This is a genomic window from Bradyrhizobium sp. Ken64, from assembly GCF_055807555.1.
The window spans coordinates 401,596-417,667 of sequence record NZ_JBVVPA010000002.1 but is presented as its reverse complement, the minus strand read 5'-3'; the positions used below and the strand labels follow the sequence as shown (position 1 = coordinate 417,667).

The window sequence follows — 16,072 nt, the reverse complement described above, 5'->3', positions numbered from 1 at the left end:
CAAGAGAATGCAGGGCGCTGCGCCGTCATGTCCATTCCGTCACGGCAACTGGTCGCCGTGCCGGAGATTCAAACAGACCAGGGAGGAAGCCAATGTTGAAGTCGATCTCGTTTGCCGGCGCCGCGATGGCGCTCGTCCTGAGCTCCGCGCCGTCCCTCGCCAAGGAGCTCAAGTCGATCGGCGTTTCGCTGGGCTCGCTCGGCAATCCGTTCTTCGTCGCGTTGTCGAAGGGCGCCGAGTTCGAGGCCAAGAAGACCAACCCCAACGTGAAGATCACGACCGTCGGCTTCGAATATGATCTCGGCAAGCAGGTCACCCAGATCGACAATTTCATCGCCGCCGGCGTCGACCTGATCCTGCTCAACCCCGGCGATCCCAAGGCCGTCGGTCCGGCGATCAAGAAGGCGCAGGCCGCCGGCATCGTCGTCGTTGCCGTCGACACCGCGGCCGAAGGCGCCGACGCCACCGTGACCACCAACAACGTCCAGGCCGGCGAGATCTCCTGCCAGTACATCGTCGACAAGCTGGGCGGCAAGGGCGACGTGATCATCGAGAACGGCCCGCAGGTCTCCGCGGTGATCGATCGCGTCGTCGGCTGCAAGAACGTGTTCGGCAAGAACCCCGGCATCAAGGTCCTGTCCAACGACCAGGACGGCAAGGGCTCGCGCGAAGGCGGCCTCACGGTGGCGCAGGGCTATCTGACCCGCTTCGCCAAGATCGACGCCATCTTCGCTATCAACGATCCGCAGGCGATCGGCACCGACCTTGCCGCGCGTCAGCAGCAGCGCACCGGCATCATCATCACCGCGGTCGACGGCGCACCCGACATCGAAGCCGCCCTCAAGGACCCGCAGGCGATGCAGATCCAGGCCTCCGCCTCACAGGACCCGTTCTTCATGGCCCGCCGCGCCGTGCAGGTCGGCGTCAACATTCTCAACGGCCAGAAGCCGGCATCCACCGTCGAGCTGCTGCCGTCGAAACTCGTGACCCGCGACAATGTCAAAGACTACAAGGGCTGGACCTCGGACCGGTCGCAGTAAGTAGGGAGCGGGAGACGGCCGGCGCCGGGTGCGGCGCTGGCCGGGCTCGCGTGATGCGGTGTTGACTCGGCATGCAGCGTTTGACCGGGGCTGGGTCGACCGCGCTCTCGTTAGGCTCATGATCTTGAGGTCGCAGGTTCAAATCCTGTCCCTAATCATACCCGCGGACTCAACCACCCGACTTCCGCTTTTTTTTGACACGAAGCCGGCCCCTGGCTTTCAATGCACCAGTTCAGCTTGTGACCCGAAGCGGACCAGCGCCTTAAGGTTGGCACTAACTGGAATGAACATTGATCGAAACGAGCTTCGCGCCCAACTCCATGAGCAGGATCATTGTCAGCGATTGGACATCAGATTTCGGGTTCAGCGCGGCAGCTTTTGATCCGTGCTGAGTTTCGAGATGTAGCCGGTCCCCATCCATTATCTGAATTGCGCCGTAGTGCGGTGAGCCGTCTAGCTCATACTTGACGACGTACCTGATGGATTCGACCGACTTCTTCTTGGCCATTCTCAGGTTCTCCTCACATCGCCCTATTCCATAACACTCAGCTCGCTCTATGTCGCCTGTTGGCCCTTCGCTGACCGGCGGCGCGCAGCCGGTCGAGGACCAGTTGTGACCCTAAGCTGACCTGCCGCGAACAGCCGGACAGGACCGCTTATGACCCCAAGCGGCCTTAACAGCTACTTGCTCTTCGTTCCGACGTCGCGAGATGCCGAGGCTTTATCCAGCTGGGCTGCTGTGAGCCTGTAACTCTCTGCGATGCTCATGAGAGCTTCACGCCTCGATGCCGTCTCGGCCAGTTTAGCCAATTGTTCGGCTTCATCGGCTTTGTCGCGAAATCGCTTTGCGTCTTGTACGGCGCTTGGAGCTGTTCCAGTGCCGCTCCTGCTGGCAACGACCCGATCTGCCGAGGCAGGTCTGCTCAAGGCATTTAAGGCAATCTGAACCTGGAGAGCAGCCTCTAGGTGACCGGCCTTCTCAATCTCTTCCAGCGCCCACTTCAAGTATTGTGTGGCGGCTTGCGCGTAAGGCTTGCGACCGTCGGCCATGCGTGTGTCCCGTTTCCGGGAGAGCAGCGTAAGCGCGGCTGTCTGCCAAGGCAAGATCAGCTATCGGACCGAAAGCGGGCATTTCAGTGCCTCATGGGCCAGCACGGGATTGCACGCGCCGAGGATGCGGTAGTCGATATTGATTTTCTTCTTGAACGTCTCCTTCAGATCGATCTCGGTGATGATGCCAAAGCCTTCCTGCTTGAGGCCCTCAATATTGCGCTGCACGGCCTCATCAAAGCCGACCGGCAGCGTCTTGCTGAAATCGTAGCTCATCGGAAACTCCCTTCGCAATCGAGACGACGAACCATCAGTGCCGATCGCTCCGCGTGAGATCAGGAGAAATGTCCTGCTTCTTTTGCAGATATTCGTCGCGGTCTATTTCGCCGCGCGCGTATCGCTCCTCCAGTACGTCGAGGCCGGGAGATCGCCGTCCATATGATTGATGCGTTTCCATCGGGGGCCTCCGAACAAGCCACACCACCGCCGCGACAACCAGGCCCACGAGTACGATCCAGAGGATCATGTTAGAAATGCCCGAAGCACCATAACCCCATCCCATCATTCCGCCATCCGATCCATAGCCCCACATCATTTGTTTCCTACTCGGGGCCACATAGCCGGGCATGACGATCAACATTGAGCCGCCAGACCGGTGAGTTTTCCTTTGCTACAACGATGTCGGACGGGACAGAACACCAACACCGTTCTGCGCATCACATCATGCAACCCATGCCCGTGAGCACCTCATCTGCCTTCTTCTTCTGTTCGTCACTCAGTGCAGCGTAGAGCTTCTCAAGGGCCGGCTTGACTTCCTTGAGCGCAGCGACCCGGCTTTCCATCGCGGCAATCTGCGCGCCAAGGCGATCAGCGGGGGTCTTGGCTTCGGCCACTGTCTTCATGGTCTGCCACATGCCCTGCATGCTTTGCAGATTGCCCTTGATCGTCTCCGCGTAAGCATCCCAGACGGTCTTTTGAGCATCGGTAATGCTCAATTCTGCCTTGAGGAATGCAATACGCCCCGCCGCGAAAGTCGATGTCTTGCCATCGGCCGTAGCGTCCATCATCGGACAATCGCCCATCATACCCCGGCCGTAGTTTCCCATCATGCCGTATCCTTGGCCGGGGCCCATCATGCCGCCATAGCCGCGCTGCGCATGTGTCTTCGACGGAACGGCCGCGATGGCTGCCCCAATCGCCGCCAACGCCGCGCCATAAATCAATGTCTTGCGCATGGAACCCTCCGATTTTTCAGCACCAATCTGAGAGGACGAGGCGAGGAGGTGTTGATCGAGGTCAAACTCAACCTCTTATGATGAAGACTGCCAAAGCTGCGACAGCAATCGGATTCCGCAGTCAGGATGACCAAGCAAAGGACTGCTGTTGGCCCGTTTGAGACATGCCCGCCCATTCTGAGAATGTCCGTTCACCGGGGTAGACCGGAAGTCGCCATGATCCGGCCAACCGACGCGAATGACCCAACGAAGACACTTTTCTGCGGGGCTCGCGGACAACGGCCAGCGCGCCTTTCCCGGCCTTCGGGCCCGTGTTGAGCCAGATCAATGCCGATCCCGCGACGGGGCCGAATTTCCGCCGTCGCACTCCGGTATGGATAGGGCGCCCGCTATGAAACCCCTGCTCAAGCAAATCCGGCACAGCCCGCTGCTCTGGATGCTGATCTTCGTTCCCGCCGTGCTGGTGGCGGAAGCGGTCGCACCGCATTCCCATACGCTGCTCTTCGTGCTTTCGGTACTCGCCATCGTGCCGCTGGCTGCTCTGCTCAGCCACGCGACCGAAGCGGTCGCCGCCAAGACCGGCGATGCAGTCGGCGGGCTGCTCAATGCGACGCTGGGAAACCTAACGGAGCTGATCATTGCGATCACCGCGCTTCAGGCCGGCCAGTATATGCTCGTGAAAGCGTCGATTGCCGGCGCGATTGTCACCAACGCCCTGTTCATGCTAGGTGCCTGTTTATTGCTCGGCGGCCTGCGCTATCACGTCCAGGAATATAATCGTGCCGGCGCGCGGCTCTACTCCGGTCTCTTGCTGATGGCCACCGTCGCCCTGCTCGCCCCGTCGGCGGTCGCCGACCTCGATCTCGTACAAGGCGACGCTGTCATGCGGAAGCTCAGCGTCGGTCTCGCCATACTGCTCATCATCGCTTACGCGCTCGGCCTGCTGTTCTCACTGAAGACCCACAAGGAATTGTTCGCAAGTGCCGACCATAGCGAGGGTGAGGAACATTGGCCGATTGGCCTTGCGGTCGGCACGCTGCTCGTCGTCACTTTGTTGGTTGCACTAGTGAGTGAGATTTTTGTCGAGTCCGTACAGAAGGCGGCGGAAACGTTTGGAATGAGCCCAGCCTTTGTCGGCTTTATCATCGTCTCGATGGTCGGCGCCGCCGCCGAGTTTGCCGTGGCATTTTCTGCGGCGCGCAAGGACCGCCTCGACATGAGCGTCAGCATCGCGCTCGGCAGCGCTTCCCAGATCGCGCTGTTCGTCGCACCCGCACTGGTGCTGCTCAGCTATGTCGTCGGGCCGTCGCCAATGAGCCTGCAGTTCTGGCCGGGCGCCGTCACCATGGTTATGATTGCAACCGTGACCGCGAGCTTCATTACGAGCGGCGGGCGCTCGGCCTGGTTCGTCGGCGCCCTGCTTATCTTCATCTACGCGGTCTTTGCGCTGACGCTGTACGTGGTCCCGCCAGCGAGCCAGGGGATTGGGTAACGCCAACGCCTCCTTTTCCTCACCGTCCGTCGGCGCCGTGCCGTTTGTGAGTGAGTCCGTTGTTGGCCCAGAATTGCGGTCGGACAATTCCAGCGGGTCGCGCAGCGGCATCGCGTATTGGTGGGTTGCGCCGCGTCAATGCGTTACCACGATGAAATCCGTGTCTTTCCCCGTCTCCTGGCTAATTCCGTCGTCGGAAACAATCAACGAAGAGGCCGGCGTCAGGAGTTCAGAGATCTTCTCAACCGTATCCTGGGGCATTTCGATACGGTTGAGCGCAGCGTTGGCTTTGTCGGGTAACGGTCCCGGCGCGGTTTGCTGCGCGGGCGATTCTCGCCGTTTCGTGGCAGCTTCGGACATACGGGGCAATTCCTCTGGAATCGACACGACGCTCCAGCGAATAGCCGTTCCCTCGTTCTGGAATTCCATTGCGGTAAACACGTGCGTTCCCAGCGGCTCCTCCGGATTTTCGATCTTGACCGGGACATCAAACAACGGCGTGAAGCCCTGACGCACGAACAGCTTGCTCAACTTACGACTGACGAAGATGGAGATCGGGACGATCTTTTTAGGCACGCTTGCAGCGGGAGCCGAGCCCGGCTCCTGGAGACTGGCGGCTTCTGGAGTCTCGGCGTTTGACACCAGTGATCCCTGCGTTGCCGCGGCTGCACCGATGCTCTTGGTTGCGACGGTGGCACTCTGGAATTCGGACGAACCGGACGCGGCCTTCGGTTGAAAAAGCTGCGGATTGGTTATCTCGACCGGCTGGACATCACCATGCGCAATGATCACGCGCGTGCCGCGCTTCGTGAGATGCCAGAGCCGAACGGCAAAATCATTCTTCAAACGGATGCAGCCGTGTGACGCTGGATGCCCAGGGACGACACCGGCGTGCAACGCTATCCCTGACCAGGTGATGCGTTGCATGTAGGGCATGGGGGCGGCGCTATAAATATTTGAACGGTGCCATCGTTCTTTGCTGATGACGCTGAACACGCCGAGGGGCGTCGGATGCCCCTCCATTCCCGTGGACACCGAAGAGTGTGCAATCAGGGCCCCGTTGTCAAAAAGCGAGACCCGTTGGTCTGCGATCGAGATGATGATCTGGAGCGGGCCCTTTGGAAGGGGTTCGGACCGAACGCTCTTCGCCGTTTCAGAGTTTGTCTGCCGGTGGTGGTGCTTGTCCTTGTACGGAGCGTAATGGCTTCGCCAGAACGTGTGTTGGGGTCCAAACAGAAATTGAGCGTGTGCGATCCCCGCGGGGAGCATGAAAATGGCGAATACAGCGGTTGTTATCGCGCGCTGCATTGCTGGTAATTCCTTAACGAACATCGCCCGGTCCCGTAGGCGCGACTCCATCGTTTCGAGACGATGCGCGAAGCCGAAGCCGAAGCCTGATGCGTCATCCTGACGGCGCGCCAAGCCTCTCCTCCAAATCTGGTCGCAGTGGGTCGAAAATTGGACGGTACTCACAATGACCGTGCGAGTTGCCGCTGAGAGGGGCGCAATGGCTTGTGATCGACGCGTTGCAATCGGGCAACACGTTTCGGAAAAATTGACGAGCGGCCGTTCGCGCCATTGCGCGGCCCACATTGATCCCAAGGATGAGCCTCTTCGCATGCTTGGCTTTTCTACACGCTCCGGTGGAGCCTATGGGGGCGACGGCATCATGAACCCGCGGCGATTTGCGATAGTGGCGCCGACGTTTTGCGGAACGGTCGTTCTCGCGGGGTGGATCGTTGGCTGGCTGGCTGGCTTCGGTCCGGCGGGCACCGAAAACTCCCGCGCGGTGACAATCCAGCAGCGCGCAGCATCCCTCGCCGCCAGCGCGAGGCTCGCGGATGAACCGCAGGCAATCGCAATGGGCAACACCGGGCCCGCGAACGCCGCTGTTGCTAGCGCCGAAGTGGCGACGGCCGCTGAGCCCGCGGCAGGGACGGCCACCGACGTGACGGTGGCCTCGGACAAATCGGAATCGATCGTCGTGGCCGCGTTGCCCGATCCGTCGCAAACGCTGTCGGCCGATTTACCGCCTGCGCAAGACTCGGTGGACCTGGGCCACCACGATGTCGCCCAGCCGGCGCCGACCACGTGCGGTGCATCCGGCGGTGCCTCCAGCACGGGGCCGCAGGATTTCCGGTATCTCATTTGTTATGTCTGGTCCGAACTGCCGCCTGCCGAGAAGCCGGCTGCGATCGTCTTGCGTTCGTTCAAGGACATCCCGGTCGGAACGCCGGTGGAAGAGATCAAGCGAGCGTCCGACGCTTTCGGTCTGGATTTCGCTTTCATGAAGGCGGTGGCCAAGGTCGAGTCCGGGTTCGACCCCAAGCAACGCACCGGGTCGTATATCGGGCTGTTCCAGCTGAGCAAATACGAGTTCAGAAAATTCGGCTCCGGAGACATTCTTAATCCCCGCGATAATGCCGTTGCTGCAGCCTACAAGGTCATCACGGAAGGCATTCTATTCCAGTGGGTGACGCACAGGACCCCGGACTTGAACGATCTTTACCTGATCCATCAGCAGGGCTGGGAAGGCGCCGCGGAGCACCTCAGCCAACCCAATCGCATCGCCTGGAAATCGATGTGCGCCACCGGCGAAGGCAGGGAGAAGGGCGAAAAATGGTGCAGGCGCGCGATCTGGGGCAATACGCTTCCGGCTGTCAAAGAGGCGTGGAAATCCGTGGAGAAGCTGACGTCGGAGGCGTTCGTCGGAATGTGGCGCGAGCGGGTTGCTCATTTCCAATCGAAATACATGGGCACCGCGACCGCCGACGCCGAGCGGGCGCAGGCACCAGTGAATGTCCGTTGAGTGGTTAGCAGGAGTTGCCGCGCCCGCGGGCGAGCGGGGCTTCACCGTCGCTGGTCGCGCGGATCACTTTACATCGTTGCCTGATCAGTCGCTTGGGGAGGAAAGTGAAGCTGCGTAGACGAAGTCCGCTTCTGGCCCGGAGCGGACGGGCCACTTGACGCGGCTCTCTTTCGAAAGCGTGGTTACCTCTTCCCCAAATCCTCAGCGAACCGCAGGAGGTAACCATCGGGGTCTTGGACCAAGAATTGCCTGTTGCCGCGCTCCTCTCCGGCGATCCGATACCATGCGTCATGACACTCTCTGAAGAGAGCCCATTTGTGCTGCTTCAGTGCATCCAGAAGAGGAGCAACAGAGTCGACGGAGATTTGAAAATTAATCCCGCGCCCCAACGGCCGCTCCAGAGGCCCGGTTTCCCAGTTGCCCATTTCTCTGATTCAGCATGACCTGTGCCCCTTGTAGTTCGATGTATATGAAGAGATTCTCAGGCCTTTGATAGGCAATCTGGAAGCCAAGTATGTCGCACCAAAAATTCTTGCTGCGTTCCAGGTCGAATACGTCAAACTCGGGTACAAGCCGAGCAAAGCCGCCACTAGGCAATCTATCCATCGTTATTCCCATCACTCGGCATTCCTCACGCTCTTGGTTTAGCGAACCGCGGCAGGGCCGATGCCGCTCTCGTGAGGGGCTATCTATCATGATCCTCTGCGAGTGCGTGTGGCCCGTAGTTGACCTGCCGCGTGCAGCCGGTGGAGGACCGCTAGTGACCCATAGCTGACTTGGACCGCTGCCTGCACCACGACTATTTTCCCGAGTAAGTGAACTCGATCTCGGTCCGGAATGGAGCTAATGCCGACACTTCTATCAAGGGCGTAATGCTCAGAGTGTAGAGACCCTCATCCAGCGGCAACAAGGCGAGTTCACGAGCGCGGGAGATAGCTGTTGATGCGACGATCCCGTCCGAACTGCCGGTCTGATCATGCACGACGCGGTTCTCCTGATCCCGGACGGTTACGCGAAATGTCGTCGGCAGCTTGCCGGGAGGCGAGCCTACGTTGATCGGTTGTGCGACGGGACCGCCAAGGAGAGCCATAGCCTCACCAGCTTGGCGGCCAGCGCCGTTTGTGACCCATTGCCGACCTCGGCATGAGTAGTATTTGCTACTCAACAACAGCGTGTTATGTATCTTGATGCTCGTCAGAGGGGTTGCGAGGAGAATGAGACGGCGTCAATTCGTTTCACTTCTCGGAGGAGCTGTGCTGGCGCCACTCTCCGCCTCTCGTGTGTTCGGGGCCGAACTTGGCGGCTGCGGTATCCCAGACGCGCGAGATGACGGCTGGCTCCCCACTTCTATGGACGAGGACAAGCTCATCGACCGCAACGCTCTGTGCGGGATGGCCGATCGGCTCGCGGGCAGCGCCGACGTGCACGCCGTCCTGCTCGCACGGGGCGGCAAGCTGGTGTTCGAGCGCTACTTCAGGGGCAACGACGAGGTCCCCGGCCGCTTTTTCGGCCACCGGCTGGAATACGTTACTTTTGATGCCGATACGCTCCACATCATGAAATCGGCTTCGAAGAGCGTCCTGTCACTCGCAATGGGCATCGCGATCGATCGCGGGCTAATACCTGGCGTCGAAGAGCCGATCTTCAACTTCTTCCCCGAATTGTCGGACTTGCGATCCCCTGAGAAGGACCGCATTCAGCTCGTGCACGCGCTCACAATGTCGATGGGTCTGAAGTGGGTGGAGGCGACTCCGGCCACTGGGGACTATAACAACGACGAGGCGCGCATGCGTATTGCGTGGGATCCCTGTCGCTATGTCCTCGGTCTCCCCGTCACCGCCCCGGCGGGACAGGAGTTCTTCTACAACACCGGAGCGCTCGCACTGGTGTCGGCAATCCTGCGCAATGCTACCGGCATTCCCTTCGAAGAATTTGTCCGCGTCAACCTGTTCGAGCCTCTGGGCATCACGCGCGTGGCGTGGGATCGGTACTGGGGCGAAGCGGACGCCGGCGGCGGATTGCACTTGCGGCCGCGCGACATGGCGAAAATCGGCCAGCTCGTCCTCTCCAGCGGCCGCTGGAACGGACGTCAAATCGTTTCGAAGGCATGGATCGCGGAATCGACGGCATTCAAGTTCAAGGCCACCGACGGTCAATCCTACGGGTACCTGTGGTGGCTTGGCCGCGCCAAGGTCAATGGGCGTGAGATCGACTGGATTGGCGCACTCGGTCGCGGCGGACAGTCGATCCGCATCGTGCCGGAGCTCGATCTGATCGTGGCGGTGACCGCGGGATATTACCAAGACTACAGCCCGCGCGCCTTTCAAGCGCAGTTCTCCGTCTTCAGGGACGTCCTGCGGGCGATCTCGCCTCCTGCCTGAACTGGGAGCGCCGACGTACGTCGCATTGGTCCGCTTTATGGCCCAGCTGCGAAGTCGAGCAGGGTCCGACGGGCGTCTGCCCATCGCGGCAGACAGCTTGGTCTGCAGAGAATGGTTGCGTCGCGGACGCGGCTCAATCGCAGACTTCTGCTTGTCCCCCTCCTACCATGGAGACTGCGCTGCCAAACTTTTGGGTTCCGATTCGACAGCCGGGTCTCACCGGCCGACAGCCCGCGTTGTTACAAATCATTTGACCAGACGCCTGCGGCTTTGACGGTGTGGACTCAACCTTCTTGCGCTCATTGTCTCGTGGCTTGCTGTCCTCGCGGGTCGCAACCGGCTTCTTGTCCGGAACCTTCTCGCATTCGTTATCGTCGTTGACGCGATATCCGGCGCGGCATGCGATCTTCACGCAAGTATCGCCGTGGGCCTTGAAGCCCTGGTCGCACACCAGCGGGCAGACCCGGCCCGGCTTGGCCTTGATGGCGTCGAGCGCGTCGACGTTCGCGAGTTTGGCGTCGAACTTCGTTCCCGCATATTTGTTGAAGAGAGTCAGTGAACGCTGCGATGACGCATTCCAGTCGCCGTCTGCCGATGCCGCCAGACAGCCGACGCGGCGCAGTTCGGACTGCATCAGCCTCGCCGTCTCCGCGGGGGAGACCGTGGGCTGCGATGAAGTTGGCGCAAGGGCCGCGACTTTCTGTGCGCTGTCCGCACCTTGCTGCTTCTCGGCGGCTGCCCTTTCGCTGGCGATCTTGTCGGCGAGCGCCTTCTCGGCGGCTTGCTTATCGGCCAGCGCCTTGGCCACGGCGGCCTCGGCGTCCTTCCGGCGCAGCTCGGCGGCGGCCGCCTTGGCCTCCTCGATCTGCTTGGCCTTTTCGGCGGCAAGCCGGGCGTTCTCGGCGGCCTTGGCGGCGGCAGCGGCCTTCTCCTGTTCGGCCTTGTTGGCGCGCTCGGCGGCTAGCCTTGCCTTTTCGTCTTCGGCTTGGCGTGCCTTCGTGGCCGCAGCTGCGCGCGCCTCCTCGGCTGCCACGTTCTTCAGTTGCGCGCGGGCAAGGCCCGCATAGAACCCGTCCGGATAAGCCTGGAGGAAGGCTTCCCAGGCGTCTCGGTTTCCGGCCTGGAGCGCCAACTCATAGTCCCGGCGCACGCCATCCTGGGGACTGGCTTGCGGGCCCGGCGCTGCCGCCGGCTTGATGGCCGGCACCAGCGAAACGTCATCGCCGCCGAGCGAGCCGTACACATACGGCTCCTGCTTGTAGCCGGTGGTCTTGAGCACGTCGTCGCGCACGAAGCCGAACGCCTTGCGAAGATCGAGCCCCGGCATCGGCAAACGTTCGACGAGAGCGGTGGCAAACGGGCTGTTCTTTGCGTCGCCGTCCGAGGCGGTGGAGCCTGCCTTGGCCGCGAAGGCGATCATGGTGTTCGGGCTGGTCGGCTCGACCTTGGCAAGGCCGCGGCCGATGGCGCGGGCGGCAATGGTCCGCTTCATCGTCTTAGCGAACGGATTGTCGCGGCAGGCATCGAGAATGACGAGCCGAAGCTGCTTGGCAGGTTCGACGGCGAAAAGGGCCCGATCCAGCGGCAGCGCTTCGTCGAGGACATCGCTGTCGGTCTCCAGCGTCGCGTCAGTGGGGATCAGGTAGTTGGTCCCGTCGAGCTCAATGCCGTGACCGGCATAATAGATCACCGCAACGTCCGCCTCGCGCGCCTTGCCGCCAAAATCGCGCAACGCCTTGCGCATCTCGGCGACGTTCAGGTCGAGCTTGATGTCGACCGTATCGAACCCGGCCTTCCTGAACATGCCGCCGACCAGCGCGGCATCGTTCGCGGGGTTCGAGAGCCTCGCCACATTCTTGTAGGCCGAGTTGCCCATCACGAGCGCGACGCGCTTCTCCGCCTGCGCAGAGCCGGTCCCAAGCCCAGTCGCAAGCCAGCCCGCAAGAATTAGTAAAACAAACAGCCGAAGCCGCATCCCAGCCCCCGATGCAATAGCGTGAGATTATCCGCAGCATGGTCGAATGCAAACTAAGATCAGTGACGTTCATCACACGGCCGCGGGACCCAAAGTTCGTTGAGATCTGGCCTGCAAGCGAATTACGATGGTGGCTCGCGGCCCGCTTGAGACCTTGCGATGGGCAACCGAAGATGTCCGCTCATGGGGGCTGACCGGCAGTCAGTCGCGGGAGGACTAAACCGACGCGAATGACCCGAAGGCGACCTGGCTGCCTATATCCCGGAGAGGCCCTTGGCCCCAGCGCTCATCTCCCCCAGAATGTGCAAGGCGCTTGGGCCTTCACCTGGCTCGTTCGCTGCTCGATGACACGCCCGCCGACGCTTCCCAATGAACTGAGCCCACAGCACGCGACCGGCGTCTTGGCCTAGCTACTTCGATCCGGTCCCGGAATTTGCAAGGGCGGTGGATGGCGCAGTTGCCGGAGAACGGCGCCCGACCCGGTCGTTGCGGACGGGTTCGTCGAGGTAGTCTTCGTTGTGGGCGCGCTGGGCTGGTTAGATGCGGTGGTGTGGTTGCCAGTACTGTAGAAAACGGCGGCGATCGCCGCGATCACGACGCTTGCGACGACCACCCAGGCTATCGGGTTGCTCCGATAGTTTGACCTCGACTGTTCCTGATCTATTCCCAGGCAGATAGCGGGGCCTCGGGCAAGAGACCCCGCATCCGCTGCACTAATCACAGCGTGCCTTTGAAAGAAGCTGCCGAGCAGGGACCCAGCAGCCTCCTTCGTGTCGGTGACGAGGCAAAATGTCACCGACCAGTGGGATCCTGGCTCGCGCCCGGACGAACCTTTTGCGGGCCACCCTGGCCGCCGCTCGTTCCGCCGCTGTTTGCGCCGGCGCTAGCGCCAGCGCCGCTTCCCGAGCCGCTCGTGCCGCCGGCCGATCCCGCGGACCCAGCTCCGCCCATGCCCGCTCCGCCTGCTCCTGCGCCGGCTCCCGCACCCGCGCCGGCTCCCCCAGCGCCAGCACCTCCACCTGCACCGCCGCCAGCCTGCGCGTGGGCGAAGCCGATCGAGGCACCCGCAAGCATGGCGCACATCGCCACCGAGAAAATTGTCTTTCGCATATCGTCAACTCCGTTTTGAGGTTGTGTTCGTCAAACCCTAGCTAATTGCCGCCGTTCCTAAGAGATGACGATAATCTTGATCTGTGCGGCCTCATCGGGCCGACGCGCTGAGAATTTTTCGGCGCGCGCCCAACCCGGCTCCAGCAACAGCACCACGGTTCGATGCAGGCACGACATCCTCATGCTCGGCGAGAGCACGCCATTCGCGTGCAGGCGCTTGGGCGCGCGGCGCCTATCTGGAGCTGTGGGGCATTGGCAGCCGGGCCGAGCGGGGCCCTCGAGGAGAGCCGGCGGCTTCGACGCGCTTGCGCCGTGATGCAGGTTCCAAGAACACCGCTTCCTGCGCCCAAAGCGCAGTCTGCGGCTATTGTGGGGCGCGGCCAGGGGCGGCTTGGGGGCCTTGGGCGACCTCCGGCCATGTCCGCTTTTGTACTGCTGTTGAGGGGCGAACGGACATCCGGGAGCGTCCAAACCAAGCGCCAGAATTGTCTGATGGCTGTCGGCTTACGGATGGCCTTTTGAGGATCCACTTGCTTTTCGGGACGTTCTATAGTCCGTCGGCTTTACATGATGGAGGGTCGAATGCGACTCGCTTTGCTTATCGGCTTCCTGGTGATGGGACTTTCTTCAGCAGCAGAGGCCGACCGTGACTATCCCTGGTGCGTCTTTGGTGGCCATGCTGGCGCTCCCGGGGAGTGTATGTATGAGACGAGAGAGCAGTGCCTGGCATCGGCATCCGGACGGTGGACCACCTATTGCGATATCAATCCACGCGCGAGATTCCAGCAGCAGGCGCCGCGCAGGAGAGCATGTGACTCTCGGGGACGTCGATGCGAGCCGGGATCGTGAGTCGTTCAGGAGGGTTCTGACCGTTACCATCATGCCTGGCTTTCGCCTGTGGCCGATCGCTTCCATCGACGCGGCTCAGTTGCATGTCGGTCTTACAGGAAGCGAACGGAAGCTTGCGGATGAAGCGCCAAGCGAGCCTTTGACCCAACTCGGACGTCAACCGACGCCGGTTCGTTTCCTACTCTATCGTCGCATTCACGGTCATGACCGATCTGCCTGACCCGTATGGGCCCTTTCCTTCACCATAGATGGCGAACGTATCGTTGCCCTTGTAACCGGATGCTGCGGTGTACCTGAACGTCGTTACGTTGATCTGTCTGAGCGTCCCGTGCGCAGGCTTCTGCGAGACGCCCGAGCTATGCATCGCTCCCGGAATTCGCATCGGGAAATTGCACGTTTCCCCCGACCTGACTGCGAAGTAAGCCGTCATGTCAACGCCAAACACGGACGGCTGACCGGTGACACGGCACTCGGAGACGGCGAGGGCCGTAACCGGCGTCAGACTCAGGACAGCAGCGACAGCCAACATCCGCATGCTCGTCTCCCGTGAGGATGAAATGGTATCCGCGCGGCAATTGATCCCGAAGCGTCGGGACAGCCATTGATTTGAATCAACATGTCGACTCGTGTCGATAAGGCGATTGAAGACTCGGACGGGCGACCTTCCGCTGTTGGCTCGTAGCTGACCTGCCGTGCGCAACCGGTGGAGGGCCGCTTGTGACCCTGAGCGGACATATCGACATCAAGACAGACCGAAACGGCCGAGACGAGAAGCACTGCGGCTCAGCTAGGGAAGTCCTTTTGTCATCGTAAAGGGATTGAACCCACGTTCCGCGAGGGCAGCCCACGAAGCTGCGCCAAGATGTGACAATCGGAAATAGTTTCGCGGCTTGGTCGGGTCGGTGTCCAACACGAACCCCGTCGGTAACGCGCGGACAGTCGTGGCATAGAACCCACCATCGGGCGACCTCTGGGATTCGATGACAGCGATCAACGATTCTGCCCTCTTGGTCTTGCCGAGCAATTTCATCAAGAGAGCCATTTGGCCCGTACCTTCGGTCCACACACCGTCCCGGTCTTCACCGTAAGAAAAGCCTCCGCCGACACTCATTCGCTGTTCGGCGGTCGTCATTGCCGATGCAAATTTCCCGGCCGCTCCGTGAAGCGCTGTCAAGGGCCAGATCTGGGCATCCAGAGCCAAAATCTGATTATGCGTGACACCGTCTTCAGCGGTCCCTGCGGCGAAACAGGCGCACCCCGGATCCCACATCGTATTTACAAAGTACTCGGCAACCGTTGCCTTATCGCGCCAGCGCGAATCGCCTGTACGGATCGCAAGAAGGCCAAATGCGGCGGCGAGGTCAGTATTATGTTCAGTCGATTTCCACGTCCGCACTTCCGGCGTCGGTTCGTGCCCAAACGTACCTCCGGTGAAACCGCCAGTACCGCGCGTATCGGCCCATTGCGCGACCCAAGCGCCGAGCTGCGCTGCCCCATCGCGGAACCGGGAGCCGGTGTTCGCATCATCAATCGACAGCAACGCCAACATGGCCCATGCCATGTTACCAACATCGCTGCCCACCTGATATCGATCCTCCAACCATTCGTTCCGAGTATTGTCCCACCAACCCGGAAGCTTGGCGGAGTCATTCGCCACCACATCCGCGGCGTAAGCGTTTCGGAGCCGTCCATCATGCCAGGTCCGGTCGTTATCGACGGCCCAGAGAATCGCCGCGCCGATCCGATTTGCTTTGTCTCGCTCACCGCAACCGACCAACGCGATGGCGGCCACCGCATTGTCATAAAGGTATGCGGCGCCATGGAGAGGCCCCGATTCCACGGTCGGATAGCTGGGCAAAAACAACGGCCCTGGCTGTGCCTTATCGACTAGACCAGCGAGGTACCCGCATGCAGACGCTTCTGGTGTTGCCAAAGCCCGTAGTGGAGTGGCGGCCAAAATGACTATGAAAGTCGTTACGATCCATACGAAGGTTTCTATTCGGGCCACTTGGCTGTGCTCCAGGGTGGACGATGATTCTATATACCCATCGGCGATGTCTGGAAGTGGCCCCGTCGCAATTGCCCTTGCGGTGCTCGGTCATGTCCGAAGTTGAAGGTAGACCGGCCCTGA

General features: G+C 61.1%; 14 protein-coding genes and 1 pseudogene. 5 read left to right on the top strand and 10 right to left on the bottom strand.

Annotation, left to right across the window (positions count from 1 at the left end; genetic code table 11):
* Positions 1 to 92 precede the first annotated feature (92 nt).
* Positions 93 to 1,040: an ABC transporter substrate-binding protein gene (locus tag AC0L2F_RS05075; protein ID WP_473247702.1), complete on the top strand. Its 948-nt coding sequence runs from the start codon at positions 93 to 95 to the stop codon at positions 1,038 to 1,040.
* 274 nt (positions 1,041 to 1,314) lie between these two features.
* Here the strand turns inward: AC0L2F_RS05075 and AC0L2F_RS05070 are convergent, their stop codons facing one another.
* From AC0L2F_RS05070 to AC0L2F_RS05050, 5 genes are all read right to left on the bottom strand, one after another.
* On the bottom strand, positions 1,315 to 1,548 hold the full coding sequence (locus tag AC0L2F_RS05070) for a hypothetical protein (RefSeq protein ID WP_473247701.1): 234 nt from the start codon (positions 1,546 to 1,548) through the stop codon (positions 1,315 to 1,317).
* A 173-nt stretch (positions 1,549 to 1,721) separates the two neighbouring features.
* Positions 1,722 to 2,090 carry a hypothetical protein gene (locus tag AC0L2F_RS05065; RefSeq protein ID WP_473247700.1) on the bottom strand — a complete coding sequence of 123 codons (369 nt, stop codon included), beginning with the start codon at positions 2,088 to 2,090 and terminating at the stop codon, positions 1,722 to 1,724.
* Positions 2,091 to 2,150: 60 nt separating this feature from the next.
* On the bottom strand, positions 2,151 to 2,366 hold the full coding sequence (locus AC0L2F_RS05060; RefSeq protein WP_473247699.1) for a DUF302 domain-containing protein: 216 nt from the start codon (positions 2,364 to 2,366) through the stop codon (positions 2,151 to 2,153).
* Between the two features lie 34 nt (positions 2,367 to 2,400).
* Entirely contained in the window at positions 2,401 to 2,730 is a 330-nt protein-coding gene (locus AC0L2F_RS05055) for an SHOCT domain-containing protein (RefSeq protein ID WP_473247698.1), read from the bottom strand.
* Between the two features lie 76 nt (positions 2,731 to 2,806).
* The gene (locus AC0L2F_RS05050) at positions 2,807 to 3,325 is read right to left on the bottom strand and encodes a Spy/CpxP family protein refolding chaperone (RefSeq protein WP_473247697.1); all 519 of its coding nucleotides are present in this window, start codon (positions 3,323 to 3,325) and stop codon (positions 2,807 to 2,809) included.
* Between the two features lie 391 nt (positions 3,326 to 3,716).
* On the opposite strand from AC0L2F_RS05050, the gene cax reads away from it, so the two are divergent.
* A complete protein-coding gene (gene cax / locus AC0L2F_RS05045; RefSeq protein ID WP_473247696.1) occupies positions 3,717 to 4,817 on the top strand; it encodes a calcium/proton exchanger in 1,101 nt (366 codons plus the stop codon).
* Positions 4,818 to 4,952: 135 nt separating this feature from the next.
* Here the strand turns inward: cax and AC0L2F_RS05040 are convergent, their stop codons facing one another.
* Positions 4,953 to 6,239, bottom strand: a complete 1,287-nt coding sequence (locus tag AC0L2F_RS05040) for a L,D-transpeptidase (protein ID WP_473247695.1) — start codon at positions 6,237 to 6,239, stop codon at positions 4,953 to 4,955.
* Positions 6,240 to 6,435: 196 nt separating this feature from the next.
* On the opposite strand from AC0L2F_RS05040, the gene AC0L2F_RS05035 reads away from it, so the two are divergent.
* Complete coding sequence (locus AC0L2F_RS05035; protein ID WP_473247694.1) at positions 6,436 to 7,626, top strand: lysozyme family protein; 1,191 nt, start codon at positions 6,436 to 6,438, stop codon at positions 7,624 to 7,626.
* A gap of 182 nt (positions 7,627 to 7,808) precedes the next feature.
* Here the strand turns inward: AC0L2F_RS05035 and AC0L2F_RS05030 are convergent.
* Both AC0L2F_RS05030 and AC0L2F_RS05025 read right to left on the bottom strand, forming a co-directional pair.
* Positions 7,809 to 8,232 (bottom strand): annotated as a pseudogene (locus AC0L2F_RS05030) (bleomycin resistance protein).
* A 193-nt stretch (positions 8,233 to 8,425) separates the two neighbouring features.
* The gene (locus AC0L2F_RS05025) at positions 8,426 to 8,716 is read right to left on the bottom strand and encodes a hypothetical protein (protein ID WP_473247693.1); all 291 of its coding nucleotides are present in this window, start codon (positions 8,714 to 8,716) and stop codon (positions 8,426 to 8,428) included.
* A 259-nt stretch (positions 8,717 to 8,975) separates the two neighbouring features.
* On the opposite strand from AC0L2F_RS05025, the gene AC0L2F_RS05020 reads away from it, so the two are divergent.
* The gene (locus AC0L2F_RS05020) at positions 8,976 to 10,007 is read left to right on the top strand and encodes a serine hydrolase domain-containing protein (protein ID WP_473247692.1); all 1,032 of its coding nucleotides are present in this window, start codon (positions 8,976 to 8,978) and stop codon (positions 10,005 to 10,007) included.
* 133 nt (positions 10,008 to 10,140) lie between these two features.
* Here the strand turns inward: AC0L2F_RS05020 and AC0L2F_RS05015 are convergent, their stop codons facing one another.
* The gene (locus tag AC0L2F_RS05015) at positions 10,141 to 11,982 is read right to left on the bottom strand and encodes a caspase family protein (protein ID WP_473247691.1); all 1,842 of its coding nucleotides are present in this window, start codon (positions 11,980 to 11,982) and stop codon (positions 10,141 to 10,143) included.
* Between the two features lie 1,677 nt (positions 11,983 to 13,659).
* Here AC0L2F_RS05015 and AC0L2F_RS05010 point away from each other — a divergent pair.
* Positions 13,660 to 13,941 (top strand): DUF3551 domain-containing protein, encoded by a 282-nt coding sequence (locus AC0L2F_RS05010; protein WP_007607565.1) that lies wholly within the window; start codon positions 13,660 to 13,662, stop codon positions 13,939 to 13,941.
* 787 nt (positions 13,942 to 14,728) lie between these two features.
* Here the strand turns inward: AC0L2F_RS05010 and AC0L2F_RS05005 are convergent.
* Complete coding sequence (locus AC0L2F_RS05005; RefSeq protein ID WP_473247690.1) at positions 14,729 to 15,733, bottom strand: hypothetical protein; 1,005 nt, start codon at positions 15,731 to 15,733, stop codon at positions 14,729 to 14,731.
* Positions 15,734 to 16,072 lie beyond the last annotated feature (339 nt).

Bases quoted from the DNA above. Each gene is read 5' to 3' on its own strand.
- AC0L2F_RS05075 (WP_473247702.1), top strand. From the start codon at position 93: ATGTTGAAGTCGATCTCGTTTGCCGGCGCCGCGATGGCGCTCGTCCTG.
- AC0L2F_RS05070 (WP_473247701.1), bottom strand. From the start codon at position 1,548: ATGGCCAAGAAGAAGTCGGTCGAATCCATCAGGTACGTCGTCAAGTAT.
- AC0L2F_RS05065 (WP_473247700.1), bottom strand. From the start codon at position 2,090: ATGGCCGACGGTCGCAAGCCTTACGCGCAAGCCGCCACACAATACTTG.
- AC0L2F_RS05060 (WP_473247699.1), bottom strand. From the start codon at position 2,366: ATGAGCTACGATTTCAGCAAGACGCTGCCGGTCGGCTTTGATGAGGCC.
- AC0L2F_RS05055 (WP_473247698.1), bottom strand. From the start codon at position 2,730: ATGTTGATCGTCATGCCCGGCTATGTGGCCCCGAGTAGGAAACAAATG.
- AC0L2F_RS05050 (WP_473247697.1), bottom strand. From the start codon at position 3,325: ATGCGCAAGACATTGATTTATGGCGCGGCGTTGGCGGCGATTGGGGCA.
- cax (WP_473247696.1), top strand. From the start codon at position 3,717: ATGAAACCCCTGCTCAAGCAAATCCGGCACAGCCCGCTGCTCTGGATG.
- AC0L2F_RS05035 (WP_473247694.1), top strand. From the start codon at position 6,436: ATGCTTGGCTTTTCTACACGCTCCGGTGGAGCCTATGGGGGCGACGGC.
- AC0L2F_RS05025 (WP_473247693.1), bottom strand. From the start codon at position 8,716: ATGGCTCTCCTTGGCGGTCCCGTCGCACAACCGATCAACGTAGGCTCG.
- AC0L2F_RS05020 (WP_473247692.1), top strand. From the start codon at position 8,976: ATGGACGAGGACAAGCTCATCGACCGCAACGCTCTGTGCGGGATGGCC.
- AC0L2F_RS05015 (WP_473247691.1), bottom strand. From the start codon at position 11,982: ATGCGGCTTCGGCTGTTTGTTTTACTAATTCTTGCGGGCTGGCTTGCG.
- AC0L2F_RS05010 (WP_007607565.1), top strand. From the start codon at position 13,660: ATGATGGAGGGTCGAATGCGACTCGCTTTGCTTATCGGCTTCCTGGTG.